This is a genomic window from Paenibacillus baimaensis (assembly GCF_025567575.1).
Genome location: NZ_JAOQIO010000007.1, coordinates 645660 through 660144, shown reverse-complemented (window position 1 = coordinate 660144; position 14485 = coordinate 645660). Strand labels below are relative to the sequence as shown.

Sequence of the window (14485 nt, the reverse complement as noted above, 5' to 3'; positions counted from 1 at the left end):
GACTGTCAATTCTGTAAATGAGAGGGGAGTCGCCATGAAGACGATGACTAATCGTCGGGCAAGTTCAGAATCGCTGCCTATCAGCTCAAAAAGCAAGCGATCCCGATTTCGTTGGATGGAAGGCATGAAGGATTTTTCCTTTGCTTTGCCAGCTTTGTTATGTTTATTAATATTTGTTTATTATCCTTTGATCAACTCTTTTTATTTGAGCTTCACAAGCTGGAATATGACGAATCCTATCAAGAAGTTTATCGGATTCGATAACTACACGTATTTGCTAACGAGCGATACCTTTTACAAGGTTCTGAAAATTACGTTTACTTATACAGTTTTGGACGTGACCCTTACGCTATCGATTGGCTTGCTGCTCGCATTGCTGTTTAATCATTCATCGAAGTTTTTTAATTTCATGCGCTCCCTGATTTTCATGCCGCATTATATTTCAATGGTTATCGTTGCGATGATCTTCCTATGGATATTTAACGGCCAGTTCGGCGTATTGAATAAATTGCTGGGGAACATGGGCATCGAGCCCGTTCTTTGGCTGATGAATCCGAAAACGGCGTTATGGGCATTGATAGTTGTTTCCGTCTGGAAAGGAGTCGGTTTTACGATGATCATCTTTATCGCCGGTCTTCGAGGCGTGCCTTTGGATTACTATGAAGCGTCAAGTATCGACGGAGCGACCAAGTGGCATCAGTTCTGGAACATTACCCTTCCGCTACTGTCACCTACTACTCTATTTCTATTTATCACCAACTTTATCTCCTCCATGCAAGTTTTCCAATCCGTCGACGTTATGACGAACGGAGGTCCGTTGGATGCAACGAAGGCCATGGTATTCTGGATCTACGAAATGGCGTTTGGCGAATTCAGGACGGGCAGAGCCTCTGCGCTCGTTATTATTTTCTTCATTATCATTGTACTTCTGACGATCGTTCAGATGTATGTTTCCAGGAAAAAAGTCCATTACGAAGGGTAGGCTGTCCATCACATGAAAAGCTCGGTGTTCGTATCTGCCCGTATCATCGCTGCCGTTATCGTTACCTTATTTATGTTCTTTCCCATCTATTGGATGGGGGTCACAGCATTGAAGTCTCCTGAGGAATTAAGGCTGGCCGTGCCTACCTTCTGGCCGGAGAAATTCATGTGGAGCAACTTCTTGAACGTGTTTGATAAGATTCCGTTCGCCCGTTTTTCCTTAAACACGATCATCCAGACGGTCGGCATCGTGGTGCTGCAGATCAATGTGGCCTTGATGGCTGCGTCTGCATTTGCCAAAGGGAGCTTTATCGGCAGAGACAAGCTGTTTCTTCTTGTTCTGGCTGCCTTGATCGTACCCGACCAGGTTGTATTCGTGCCTGTTTACGTAATGCTGTCCAAGATTGGCTGGCTCGATACCTATTATGCGCTTATTATTCCACATGCTGCCTCGGCCTACGGGATCTTCCTGCTTCGTCAAATGTTCCGTTCTATCAATAATGATGTCATCGAGGCCTCAAAAATGGATGGTGCAAACCGGATGCAGATCCTGTACAAGGTATTGGCGCCTATGGCGATGCCGACGGTAGTTACTTTGCTGGTTATCAGCTTCATTGGCAGCTGGAATTCTTACTTTTGGCCGCTGGTTATGACCAATTCGGATAAAATGCGTGTGCTTACGGTCGGACTTGCCAAGATGCGTGATTCCATCGGGGGCAATGAAGCCTTGTCTTTTCATCTGCTGATGGCAGCCAGCGTCACGGTCATTATTCCGATTGTTGTGGTGTTTGTTTTTGCACAAAAGCACATTATTACCGCCATGTCCAATTCAACATTCAAGTAACTGGGAAAATAAAGAAATAGACGATTAGAGAAGGAGAACTGGAATGTATAACAAACGAATACTAACAATTGCCCATCGGGGAGCAGCTGGGGACGCACCTGAAAATACGTTAGCCGCTTTCCGGCTGGGGCTTGAACAGGGCTGTGACGCTATTGAGCTTGATGTACATTTATCGAAGGATGGTGAGATCGTCGTTTGCCATGACCATACTATCAATCGGACATCCGACAGGAGCGGAGCGATCTGCGAGCTGACAGTCGATGAATTGAAGCAGGCGGATGCCGGGTCCTGGTTTCATGAAAGGTATGAAGGCGAGCAGATTCCGCTGCTTGAGGAAGTGTTTGAGCTGGTTCCGCCCGATGTGATGATCAACATAGAGATTAAAGACTCGCGTGGACGGAAGCTGGAGCCGGTCTTGATCGAGCTAATGAAAAGAAATAACCGAATCGAGAATGTAGTCGTATCGTCATTCGATCATAAGAGTCTCGTGTTTCTGAAGCTTCTGGAGGAGGAGGTCAAGCTCGGACTTCTTTATGATTGCAATCCTGTACGACATTCCTTGATGGCCGCTACGGCAGAGGTTCCGATCTATTCGCTCCATCCCAATTTTAAGCGTCTCGGCAACGAAGATGTCCGCGATGTTATAGAGCAAGGACTGCAGGTGTACCCTTATACGATCAACGATGAGGACTTGATGGCCAATGCCATTAACTATGGTGTGTCCGGTATCATTACCGATTATCCGGGAAGACTTAAGCGATTGCTGGATCAAATAGCTGCAGGAGCCTAGCTATTAAGCGTCAGTGTATCAGCCTTATCACAAACACATCTGCTGTAGACAGATTATAACTTCAGATGGAACGATTATGGTGATATGGTATGGAAGACTGTATAATTTTGTTATCATGCATAGGAGGTGTACTTTAGTTATGACGATACCAGGTTTGGCACATCGTGGAGATCCGAGGAAGTTTCCCGAGAATACGCTGGCATCTTTTCGAGCAGCGATCGAATGCTCTTTAAGCTATCTTGAACTGGATGTTAATCTGACCAAAGATGGAATTCCTGTTGTTATTCATGATCCTACTATTAATCGTACGACCGACGGTACTGGCAAGGTGTATGATTACACTTGGGAGGAGCTTCAGCAGTTCGATGCGGGTAACGGTGAACGGATACCCCTCCTCCTGGATGTCTTGCAATTGGCTAAAGGCCGAGCGATTGTGGACATTGAGCTGAAGCAGAATGGTGATTGGTATCCAGGAATGGAACGAGCTGTCTGGGATGCCATCAAGCAATCTGGGATGGAAGAGCAAGTGGTTGTAACCTCGTTCGATCATTATGCCATCATTCGGATGCGTGAGCTGGCGCCTGCAATAGAGCTGGGTCTAGTTATTTATGGGGCGACACCATCCATCTTCCCGCTAATGGAACAGCTGAAGGCTAAATATTTAGCTGTCAAATACATATATTTAACAGAGGACTATGTTCAATTATGTGAAAGCAAGGGCATTCAGGTGATCGCTTGGACGATTGATGATGAAACGTCGATGAGGGCTTTTCGGGCGAGATTTCCGAATGTGCTTGTATGCACGAATGAGCTGGAGCGATGGAGTCGGTGTGTGCGCGATAGCTCGGATTCATTTGAATAGTGGATTTGTAGAAGGGAAGAGGACAGACTTACATGGCAGCTATGCCGTTGCATAACTGGCTTTTTACGGAGGAATGAAGATGTCTTTTATAAATGGAATAGAAATATGTCGTCGATTTCATACGGAAGTCGTTGAGCCTGTCATGACGGACTCCTACCCTTTTTTGTCCTATTCATCGGCTCTATTGGGTCCCGGCAGTGAAGTGCTGGGTTATGATACGGAAATGTCAACGGATCACGATTGGGGACCCCGGGTATATCTTTTTCTTAACGAACAAGATTCCGATCAAATACAAGTATCTCTACAGGGACGAGCTCCGGGACGGTTTCATGGCATCCCGGTTGATGTACAAATGAGCGTAGTTACAACGGTGCCAAGGTTCATTGAAAGCTACTTGGCTGTTAACCAAGATGGACCAATAGAGTCAGTGGATTGGCTCACATTTCCTTCGCAGTCGCTTCTTGAGATAACTAGGGGAGCAGTTTACAAGGACGATCATCGACTACTATACAAGTTACGAAATCAACTCAAATATTACCCTCAAGATGTTTGGTTGTACCTAATGGCATCAAGTTGGCAACGCATCGGTCAAGAAGAACATCTAATGCTTCGTTCAGGCTTTATAGGCGACGAACTTGGCTCCGCTATTATTGCTTCACGCCTTGTCCGTGATATCATAAACCTTTGTTTTCTAATGGAGCGTCAATATGCTCCTTATCCGAAATGGTTTGGCACAGCATTCAAGCAATTGAAATGTAGTGATCAATTAATGCCTTATCTTTGGACTGCACAAACGGCAACTACATGGAGAGAACGTGAGCATGCATTTAATAATGCTTACAAACATTTATCAAATATGCACAACGGACTTAAAGTCACAGAAAAGATTCCTAATGACGTTTCATGCTTTTATGATCGCCCCTTCAAAGTGATGAATGGTGAAGTAGTTGCTAGACTTATTGCGAATCAAATTGTCAATGCTGATATTAAGCTGTTAGCAGATAAACGCTTGATCGGTAACATAGATCAGATTACAGACAATACTGATTTTAGAAAAATAAATAGGTGGTCTGATGGAGAAGGACAATACGCAAGAACGGCTTTGAAAAAACTGATTATTCACAATGACAAATAGTCAAACGGGATTAGCACCTTCCCTACGAGGTGCTTTTCTCATTTCTTGTCATTGGCAAGTAGCATTGGGTTATGTATGTCACAGGAACGCACTAAATATACAGATGTTGTTTGATAAGCCGATTGAAGATGTGTGGCTTAATGGGTACTATATTAGCCCCAAAGAAGAGGGACCTACTCATACATTTTACCGATGCGGGGACGTATTGGTCATGGAGCGTTATGGTGACTTTTGGTTAGGATCTAACTGTGATTTGTCTACTGCCTTAAATGAGGATGCTCTGTCTTCAATCAAACTGAGAAAGATTAAATCTGTCACGAATGTCGTAAGTCCTTGAAGTTGAGGTCATAACATTTTATTACTTTAATTTATTGAAGATGGAGCAGTATGCCGTGGCAATTGCTCCTTGTTTTTATTAAGCTCAAGGTGAATTTAAGGCAGTGTTTAAGCAACAATGTAGTTGATTATCTACTTTTATTCACATATACTTAGGTTACCTATTTAATTAGTAATCAAATAATTAGGTAAACTATGTATTTTGAAAGCGAAAGGAGTTTATTCATTATGCGCATGCGTGGATTGACCTATGACACGGGATTTCTAAGTGAAGGAACCAGCACACACCCCAACTTCGATGCGGCGAGAGTGTATAGGGAGATGGAAATTATACGGTGCGACCTGCATTGCACTGCCGTAAGAGTGACAGGCGGCGAGCTCGATCGTCTGGAGATCGCTGCACAAGCGGCAGCAGCAGCAGGCCTTGAGGTATGGTTCTCACCGTTTACAAACGATCTTGACCAAGAAGAGTTGCTTGCCTTGCTCGCGGACTGTGCCGAACGCGCCGAACGCCTCCGGGTTACAGGAGCTGAGGTTGTCATGGTAACGGGTGCAGAACTCATGCTCTTTACCCGCGGCTTCTTGCCCGGCGAGACTTTGTCGGAGCGCATTGCGGCTCTGTCCGAACCGACGGTTAGCCGTACTGCGTTCGCGAAACTACCGACTCCTCTCAACGACTTCCTAGCACGTGCTGTAGACGTAGTCCGAGCCCAGTTCGGGGGTCGTGTCACGTACGCGGCCCTGCCTATCGAACCTGTGAACTGGGAACCTTTCGACTTCATCGCTGTCGACGCCTACAACTCTACTGAAGTTGCTCATCTATATGCTGATTCAATCAAAAAGCTGGCCTCCAGTTCAAATAAGCCTCTAGTGATCTCCGAGTTCGGATGTACGACCTTCAAGGGTGCACACGATCTGGGCGCACGGGGCATGTTCATCGTCGAGTGGGACGGTGCGCGTGCCGTTCGTCTGACAGGCAGCTACGAGCGTGATGAGTCCGAACAGAGCCAATACTTCAACGATAGCGTCAACATTTTCGAAGAAGCTGGAGTCGACACAGCATTCTGGTGTACCTTTGCTTGCCACAACCTGCCGTACGACGAAGACCCCAATCACGATTTTGATCGAGCGTCTTATGGGATCGTGCGGGTTCTGCAAGAAAGCCAGGGAGCGACATACCCCGACATGCCTTGGGAGCCCAAGGAAGTATTTTACACCATCGCAGCGCGATATGCAGCCGTAATGGAGTCTTAGAACAATCTATCGTCATTGCATCTGAACCGATCTACTAAGCTATGTAGTTTCCAATGTATTCGTATTCGAGGAGTGAATGGATTGTCTAAAGAGCAAAAGGAAATCGCAAAGCAGTTAATGGAATCGTACTTCCAATCGCAGGTTGGTGGAAATATGATGCAGAATCGTGCGGTATACAATCAAAAGCCAGGCGAGATCATGGTTCTCTATTTCATCAGTATGAATGTCAAGGATGACAGTCCGGGTTTGATGGTTTCGGAAATAAGCGGAAAACTGAATGTCACTTCGCCAACGGTATCGCAGCATATCAACAGTCTGGAAGCACAGGAACTTGTCGAACGTCATGCCGATCCTGCCGATCGGCGAGTTGTCAGAATCCAGCTTTCAGATAAAGGTAAAAAGCATATACAACGTATTAATGAGGCCCGCCTCAATATGTTCGTTGGTCTCGTTAAGCATCTAGGTGAGGAAGAAAGCCTGCTCTTTGCCGAGATGATGAGAAATGCTTCGGATTATATGCTCAAACAACAGGAAATTTATATCCGGAATATGATGAGTAATGAGTAAGCCACTAACTCTGTTTTTAGGAAGTCTTAGGTTAAGATAGGGCAAAGCAGCCATTAAGGACAATGCATTGAAAATTTGAAGGTATTTTTCTAACGATCTCGAATTGTTCGAAGTATGAATTCGATTACAAATCGTAGGAGTGATATTTGGTGTGGAGCCCGGATGAGTATCTTAAGGATTTATATGAAAGCGTGCGCCTCGTTGAAAGCTTTCGTGCGGACTCGCAGCTGGAATGGGAGGAGTGGAGAGGGCGTTTACGGAAACAGTTGGTTGAACTGCTTGGCGGTTTTCCTATTGAGGTGCCAAGTCTTTCACCGGCTCTGCTCGAATCGGAGGACTGCGGAACGTATATCCGTCAGCGCATTCAAATTCAAACCTATCCACAACTCTATATGCCCATTTATGTCCTTATCCCAAAAGAAAGTAAAGGCCGTCTTGGGGCGGTTATCGCCTGCCACGGTCACGGATACGGTAGTAAGGATATCGTGGGTCTAAACCCCGATGGCACGACAAAAACGGGCAATCCAGGGTACCAAAAGGATTTTGCCGTTGAGCTGGTCAATCGAGGTTTTCTTACCATCGCGCCCGAATTGTTTGGATTTGGAGACCGCAAGCTTCAAGAGGATGCCAAGGCAGCGAACTCCTGCCATAGGTTATCTACGTTTCTCCTGGCAATAGGCCAGACGATGGCGGGGTATCGAGTTTTTGAGACACTGCGTTGTGTGGACTATTTACTTACACGTGAAGATGTTGATGCGGAACGAATAGGATGTATGGGCATTTCTGGTGGAGGTCTTGTCTGCTCATTTGCAGCTGCCTTAGATGATCGGATTTCTGCCGCTGTTGTAAGCGGGTTCACCAACACCTTCGAAGCCAGTATTTTATCTATGCATCATTGTGTGGATAATTACGTCCCTGGGTTGTCACTTGTTGCGGAAATGCCTGATCTGCTGAGTCTGATCGCCCCTAAGCCTTTGCTTATTGAAGCGGGAACGCGAGACCCGATTTTCCCCGTTCACGCCACCAAAGAGGCATATGAGAAGCTTCAAGGCATTTATCATTTATTAGGTGCTGTTGATAACTTGGAATTAGATCTATTCGACGGTGAGCATGAAATATCGGGTAGGCTCGCTTATGAATGGTTTCGTCGTGTGTTGGCATAATCATAAAATGCGAAATGCTTTGCACGTCTTTAATCAATTTTTCGAATTTCATTGATGCCTATTTCAATGGATACTACGCCAAACTTTGATTTGAACATTTTGGAGATGCCTCTTGCACATACCAATGCATCTTCCAAAGTGTTCCATGTATCGTAAACTCCATTTACTTTTGAATTATCTAAATAAGAACCGGCGATTTCAACGCAGTATCTTTTGGATCCGTCCATATAAATCCTAATCTTTCTTAATGATCTGACATTGCCCAAAGATATTCTCTTCATTAATGTACCCCCATTTTTATCCAGCAAAATCTACCAAATCCTCAGTCTTTTTACTCGTTACATTCAAAGGATAAAGTATCTCGGGACGACAATACCATTTAAATTATCTGACTATTCTTATTATAAAGGAATCAAATATGCTTACCAAGATGAAGAAATTCATCAGGACAGCTGTATTTCGGTTGTTTTTTACCATTATTTTCTAATTTATATGACATAAGTCATGTTTGTGCCTGAAATTTTCTTTGCAACTTTTGGAAATTCATGATAATGTCGTTGTCAAAACAGCATGTACATGGAGGTTAATTGCGGTATGGTTCAACTAGACCAAACTATCCGTTTTAGGACAATGATTGCATTTTTTTTGCCATTGGGTTTTTCCGCATTACTGATATCGGTTTCTCATGTCATAATTAATAGTACGTTGGCCCATGCGATCATCAATCCTGAAATCGTGATAACGGGTTATGCGATGGCTTTCAGTATTTTTGGTTTGACAGAAGAAGCTGCTGTCTTAATGAGGCAAACGTGTACCGTGCTGGTAAAAGATAAACGTACGTTTAAATCGCTTTTAATTGTTTGTTTATTCCTGATTATTTTTATTCTTTTGATTTCTTCCGTTGTTGCATACACTCCTGCAGGAGCCTGGTTGTTCGGATATGTATTCGGGGCCTCTGAGGAGCTTCAAAAGGATATTCTCAGTACCTACAGGGTTTTGGTACTCGTCACTATTTTTTCTGTACTTAGATGTATTTACCAGGGAATTATCATTTCCAAAATGCGTACCAAGTGGCTAACGATTGCCATGATTATCCGGTTATCCGTAATGTACGGATTATCTTTATTATTTATCAGCAATCCGCATTTAATTAGCGGCAGGACGGGTGCTTTTATTTTTTTGGCGGGTATGATTGTAGAAGCGGCAGTGAGTTATGCGGAGGGGCGTATGCTTGTAAACAAGCTGCCCGCTTTTTCGGATGATGGCGAATCACGGGATGTTCGGGGTGTTTTTCGATTTTATCGGCCGATGCTCATATCTGTATTTCTTGCTGTTAGTGTTACTCCTGCGATTAATGTGCTGCTGGGCAAAACAGTTAATATGGAACTAGCCATTGCCTCTTACACTATCGCATTCAGTATTACCTGGCTTGCGATAAGCTTTCAGACATATATGCATCAGATCGTTCTGAATTATTACAAAAAAGCACCTCATCTTGTTTTTAAGTTTGGAATCATCTTTGGAATTATGCCAGGCTTTTTCCTCTGCTTGTTGGGATTCACCCCGCTTGGACATTGGGTATTACAGAATCTCGTTGGAATTAACGGTGATCTGCTGACAGCTACCGCACAAGCGCTAAAAATATTTGTACTGTTCTCGCTTATTTTTCCTTGGGTGGACTTTTGCAACGGAATTGTCATGCTGCGCAGCCAAACCGGTATTATGGTGTGGTCCCAGGGTTCAAATATTGTTATGACTTTAGTTGTACTCCTGATTGGTATTTGGCTTGTTCCAGATTGGAATGGAGCGATTGGTGCATTGGCCCAGTCCATTGGGAGTGCTGCCGAACTTGGTGTGCTGGTGCTTTCGCTGTCTAGACTCCGTCAGCCTTCGACTTACTCAATAGGGAATTAGGAAGAAGCGAGGAGCGAATATAATGTTCTATACCACGGAAGTAAAACATAGTTGCATCGTTTCGTGTTCATATCGTCAAAAATTTTACAAAACTGGTGAAGATCTGGAATATTTGATCTCTATAGGCACGATTGGATTGATCAAGGCGATTGAATCTTTTTCACCTGATAAAGGAATAAGGCTGGCCACCTTCGCAGCCCGCTGCATTGAGAACGAATACTTATGCATTTGAGATCGTTAAAGAAAACACGCAAGGATGTGTCCCTACATGATCCGATTGGTACAGACAAGGAAGGGAACGAGATCACCTTGATCGATATTCTCGGCTCCGAAGCTGATGATGTGGCCGATCTGGTGCAGCTGAAAATTGAAAAATCGAAAATTTATAGGAATCTGGATATTTTGGAGGAGCGTGAGCGCGAGGTCGTTGTTGGCTGTTCGGGCTGGAGGCTGGTGGTGAGGAGCGGACGCAGCGTGAGATTGCCAAGTCGCTGGGCATTTCGCATTCGTATGTGTCGCGGATCGAAAAGCGTGCGTTAATGAAGCTGTATCATGAGTTTTATAAGGTGGAGCGGTAGTTGTAAAATATTAAGCTTTAACGAGTCTGCATTGACGGCAGGCTCTAATCTATATGTGAAAAGACGTAGTTGTCATGGACGAGCTACTCCAAGTTTTTGAAAAAAACATTAACAGTATAAAGTCAACGATTGAACGAAACAAGAAATATCATAAATATCCAATTAAGGATGTTCGAATATGAAATTGAAAAACTAAGAAAATACAAGCCTAAGTAAGCATGAACTTAGGGGGTGAATCCGATTAATATACAAGATTAATTAGAAGGATCAACAAAGCGGTATAAATAAACTACTAAGTCAATATGTTGATCCGTATGTTGCAAGGTTAACAATATGAATGATAAAAAATCCGCTAAAGCGGATTTTTGTTTGGGAAGGGGCTCAAGTTCTTGTCATCCTACAGCTTTACTTTGTAAAATGAGTTATTTTACGGAGTAAACAATGCATAGCCGATACATAAACCATTTTCACAGGTGAGATCCATTTATGCCGGTTATTTGATTTCGTTTTGCAGCACCTAGTAAACTTGATAGGAGTAGTTGCGTCTTTGGCAATTGCATCCGAAAACTGGTTGCGTGGATCATATGCAGCAATTCTGCTCGATATCAGCTCGTTCCGATAAAAGATAAACGCTGCAGCGAGAATGAAAATTAGATTTTAATTACAAAAGATGCATTATTTGTTTGAAAAGAAGGAAATATGTCTATTCAAAGAGAAGACCGCCTCGGCATCTGCTCCTTGGTTTATTAAGCTAAAGGTAATATTAATGTAACCTTACAATCTATGGAAAAGTATAAGTAAGCATTGAGCCGGTATTTTACTTAAATGGAGGCGAGAACAATATGGGCAAACCAAATATTGGATTAAGAATCGCTTGGATTTGAAAAAGTCTACCACGATCCTGTCTATTCTTCAATCCGTTTTGACCCAAGAAGAGGTCGAATCCGTCGTCAAAGAGGTAGGGCACGAAGATAAAGCTCGTAAATTTACGGTACACCAGTTATTACAGTATTGGTGCACAGCCGCTTATGAAGAATGGCCGAGTTATCGCACCGGTGCCGATCGGGCTTCCCTCAGTGGCTTGTCGGAAGATCATTATTCCCGGTTTTCAAGTAAAGCGGCCGAAGTACCGTTTGCCGTATTTAAGGAACTCCATCATTTACTTATCCGTAAGTGCAACCGGGAAACCAGGCGAAAACTGGCTTTCCCGAAGGAACTGCTGCTCATCGACTCCACCACGGTGACTGTAGGTAAAACCCGTTTACCTTGGGCTCCTTATCATGGCGAACGAGCAGGTGTCAAATTGCATGTGGCCCTTCGGGCCGAGACGCAGCAACAGCAGCAAGTCGTGGAAACCGTCGGCTCCCGACACGATGGGCCGGTGAAGCCTGACTCAATCCTCTTTCATCCTGGGATGGACCGGGCATATGGTAAGCTGGAGCGTCTGGATCGCTACAAAATAGACGGACAATCCTTTGTCATTCGCCTACGCGACAATATCCATCTGGAAAAACCAAAAGCATTGCGTCGCCAAAGCCCGACGGATTCTCCGGTCATTCGCGACATCACCTGCCAGCTCGGAACCCCTCAATGCCGTTCGGAAAAGCGCCATCGGGTCGTGATCTTTCGAGATTTCGAAGGCCGTGAAATCCGGGTGGTGACCGATTTGATGCAAGTGACAGCGGAGCAAATCGCGCAGATGTGCAAGGCTCGCTGGCAGATCGAAGTCTTTTTTCGCTGGATCAAGCAGCATTTAAACCTGGCTACGCTATTCGGCACCACCGAAAATGCCGTGTACGGCCAGTTATTTACCGCTTTAATGGTCTATTATGTCCTGCTTACCTGGTTTTTTGACGCCGTTTCCACGTGAATGCGTCGGCATGCAAGGCTCCCGTTTGTTCAGTTTTCACGTTTATTAGTTCTTGGTAAGTTACCCGTTGAATGGATGGTTCGTATTCAGCACTTCATTCAAACGTACGTTTCTGTTGAGGTTAGAGTTACAAAATCTGGTTAATCAACAGGTTTGCGTTTTTATATGAATAGGAGTTAAATGGTATGCCAAAGCAGGTATGTATTTGGTTGGCAAAGGGAGGCTTTTCAAAATGACAGATAATAAAGTTTCTAAACAAATACCCGATCATCATAGCCCAGTAAGACATATTCTAAATGAAGTAAACGGACTATCAAATGAAATTTTTATTAAGGATTTTCAAGAAGCAAAAGAAACAGGGCATTCATACGTAATTATGGAAGGTGATTGGGGTGGACAAATATATTTGAGTTGTCCTATGAGTTTAGTGGAATGTTCAGAGGAGGAATTGCAGACCTTGTTGATTGATCTAGATAAGGTAGCATGGGGCTGTAATGATGTTTATGGAAGAGGCTTATATTATGAAATTCATTTTTCGGAAGAAGGTATAGGTGGAGGCATGATAACGGATACCTTATGGGTTCATGATGAATTCATTGAGAAGAACCTAAAAGATCAAATTTACTTAGTTATTTCGGGGGAACGAAAGACTTTATAGTTTTTAGGGTATTTACGACAATCACACATAATTTCATTTTTTGAAATCGCATATATCCCTTTCACCGTCTCCACACTGTGGAGTGCGTAATATTGATGGTTCTAAAGCAGTAATGAGATGTGACAGGCGGCTCAAAGGGCATTGGTTATGTGGTTATGGGCAATAATATTTACTCAGTACACTGCCTCAAGTAAGAAACAGATGACTTGGGGTTATAGCTCAGCTGGGAGAGCCCATAGCTGGCAGCGATGCGGTCACCCCTAGGCTCCATATAAGAACAAAAGAAGCACATGGCCATTTATGGTCGTGTGCTTCTTTTGTTCTATGGGGTTGGGGAAGAGAACCCCTGAGGGTTCGCCCGCACGGACGGAGCGGATGAATAAGCTTCGAAGAAAAACTTCAGTGCAGGAGCACTGCGTCTGAATCTACCGCTGAGCTTGAATTCACTGATTCTACTTCGTCAGCCATTTTTATCAAGATTCATACATCCCCCTAGGCTCCAATGCGATGACGTAAAGGTCATTCAATTAAACTCCCCTGCTCTTCTTGCGCTCCCTCGTATACAGAAATAAGGGCAACCCCAGTGAGACACCAACGGTCAAACTTGCGATTACGTACACCCAAAGACGCTTTATTCCAAGCTTTTTCCCCTCAATCAGAATGAAATACCATAGTACCACGGACGATACGATGACATCCATGGCAAAAAAACCGGAGATTTTGTTTGCAAATAATTGGTTTACAAACTCTTTTACATCTAATCCGTGCGTCTGGAGGAACGGAATAAAGTACCAATAAGGTAGCACGGTTCCTACAATAGCTAATAGCAAATAACCATGTTCTCTCTTCATACAGGTTCACCCTCGTATTTTGAATTTACTTGTCTTCCCGACTAATTACCCATTCAATAGCTTGCTTTGCATGCAACTCAAATAACGTCTCTCCCCCGTCAAAATATCTTAGAAGCAACAAGCCGTGAATGATAACAAGGAGAAAAGAAGCGTCTTCCCGATTCGGGACGATCCGCTGAAGCATGGCGATATACTGCTCTACCGCTTCATTCAATATGCTTCTATGTTCCGCTGCGAGATCGGTGCTTCGGTAATAATCGACGATGAATAATAATTTTCGAGTATAATTGCTTTCCTGCTCCAACACATACTGGAATAAATGTTTAAGCCGTTCCTCCGATGTATTGCCCGAAATGTCAAAATTACTTTGAAAGATATCCTTTGTTGTTAGATGACGAACCATCTGCTCGAACAATTGTTGCTTATCAGGAAAATAATGATATATTTTTCCTGTTGAAACACCCAGTTGCTTTGCAATTTCCCGCATGGTCACCGAAGATATAGCCTTGTTGGCAAATAGGTCGAAGCAACGATCTAGCAGTTCCGTTCGAAAGTGTTCATGATCAACTACTTTTGGGATTGCTATACACCTCCATTTATAGATAATGACTGTTGTTCCTTGTTTATTATATAACAAACGTTCGATATAAATAAAGGGTTAACATTAATAAAATTGATTTCA

14 protein-coding genes and 1 pseudogene are annotated in these 14485 nt (G+C 43.7%); 12 read left to right on the top strand and 3 right to left on the bottom strand.

All coding sequences use genetic code 11. The annotated features are described in order from the left end of the window. The first annotated feature begins 34 nt into the window (after window positions 1-34). From OB236_RS04510 to OB236_RS04475, 8 genes are all read left to right on the top strand, one after another. Window positions 35-982 carry a carbohydrate ABC transporter permease gene (locus tag OB236_RS04510; protein WP_408638405.1) on the top strand — a complete coding sequence of 316 codons (948 nt, stop codon included), beginning with the start codon at window positions 35-37 and terminating at the stop codon, window positions 980-982. 12 nt (window positions 983-994) lie between these two features. Next, the gene (locus OB236_RS04505) at window positions 995-1825 is read left to right on the top strand and encodes a carbohydrate ABC transporter permease (protein WP_262682957.1); all 831 of its coding nucleotides are present in this window, start codon (window positions 995-997) and stop codon (window positions 1823-1825) included. Between the two features lie 43 nt (window positions 1826-1868). Further along, the gene (locus tag OB236_RS04500; protein WP_262682956.1) at window positions 1869-2615 is read left to right on the top strand and encodes a glycerophosphodiester phosphodiesterase; all 747 of its coding nucleotides are present in this window, start codon (window positions 1869-1871) and stop codon (window positions 2613-2615) included. Between the two features lie 139 nt (window positions 2616-2754). Beyond that, on the top strand, window positions 2755-3477 hold the full coding sequence (locus tag OB236_RS04495) for a glycerophosphodiester phosphodiesterase (RefSeq protein ID WP_262682955.1): 723 nt from the start codon (window positions 2755-2757) through the stop codon (window positions 3475-3477). 79 nt (window positions 3478-3556) lie between these two features. Beyond that, window positions 3557-4612: a DUF4037 domain-containing protein gene (locus OB236_RS04490; RefSeq protein WP_262682954.1), complete on the top strand. Its 1056-nt coding sequence runs from the start codon at window positions 3557-3559 to the stop codon at window positions 4610-4612. Between the two features lie 564 nt (window positions 4613-5176). Next, window positions 5177-6202, top strand: a complete 1026-nt coding sequence (locus OB236_RS04485; protein ID WP_262682953.1) for a hypothetical protein — start codon at window positions 5177-5179, stop codon at window positions 6200-6202. Between the two features lie 81 nt (window positions 6203-6283). Further along, on the top strand, window positions 6284-6769 hold the full coding sequence (locus OB236_RS04480) for a MarR family winged helix-turn-helix transcriptional regulator (RefSeq protein WP_408638403.1): 486 nt from the start codon (window positions 6284-6286) through the stop codon (window positions 6767-6769). Between the two features lie 149 nt (window positions 6770-6918). Next, window positions 6919-7932 carry an alpha/beta hydrolase family protein gene (locus OB236_RS04475; protein ID WP_262682951.1) on the top strand — a complete coding sequence of 338 codons (1014 nt, stop codon included), beginning with the start codon at window positions 6919-6921 and terminating at the stop codon, window positions 7930-7932. A 29-nt stretch (window positions 7933-7961) separates the two neighbouring features. On the opposite strand, the gene OB236_RS04470 is transcribed toward OB236_RS04475, so the two are convergent. Then, window positions 7962-8213 (bottom strand): hypothetical protein, encoded by a 252-nt coding sequence (locus tag OB236_RS04470; RefSeq protein ID WP_262682950.1) that lies wholly within the window; start codon window positions 8211-8213, stop codon window positions 7962-7964. 313 nt (window positions 8214-8526) lie between these two features. Between OB236_RS04470 and OB236_RS04465 the strand changes: the two genes are divergently transcribed. The 4 genes and pseudogenes from OB236_RS04465 to OB236_RS04450 all read left to right on the top strand — a co-directional run bounded on the left by OB236_RS04465 (window position 8527) and on the right by OB236_RS04450 (window position 12952). Then, window positions 8527-9846, top strand: coding sequence for a multi antimicrobial extrusion protein MatE (locus OB236_RS04465; RefSeq protein ID WP_262682949.1), 1320 nt, complete (start codon window positions 8527-8529; stop codon window positions 9844-9846). Window positions 9847-9925: 79 nt separating this feature from the next. Continuing rightward, window positions 9926-10424 (top strand): annotated as a pseudogene (gene sigK / locus OB236_RS04460) (RNA polymerase sporulation sigma factor SigK); the annotation flags it as partial. Window positions 10425-11298: 874 nt separating this feature from the next. After that, entirely contained in the window at window positions 11299-12294 is a 996-nt protein-coding gene (locus tag OB236_RS04455) for an IS4 family transposase (RefSeq protein WP_262682948.1), read from the top strand. A 232-nt stretch (window positions 12295-12526) separates the two neighbouring features. Next, complete coding sequence (locus OB236_RS04450) at window positions 12527-12952, top strand: hypothetical protein (RefSeq protein WP_262682947.1); 426 nt, start codon at window positions 12527-12529, stop codon at window positions 12950-12952. Window positions 12953-13479: 527 nt separating this feature from the next. Here OB236_RS04450 and OB236_RS04445 read toward each other — a convergent pair. Continuing rightward, window positions 13480-13803 (bottom strand): DUF2834 domain-containing protein, encoded by a 324-nt coding sequence (locus tag OB236_RS04445; RefSeq protein ID WP_262682946.1) that lies wholly within the window; start codon window positions 13801-13803, stop codon window positions 13480-13482. Window positions 13804-13828: 25 nt separating this feature from the next. Continuing rightward, window positions 13829-14440, bottom strand: coding sequence for a TetR/AcrR family transcriptional regulator (locus OB236_RS04440; protein WP_262682945.1), 612 nt, complete (start codon window positions 14438-14440; stop codon window positions 13829-13831). Window positions 14441-14485: the final 45 nt, after the last annotated feature.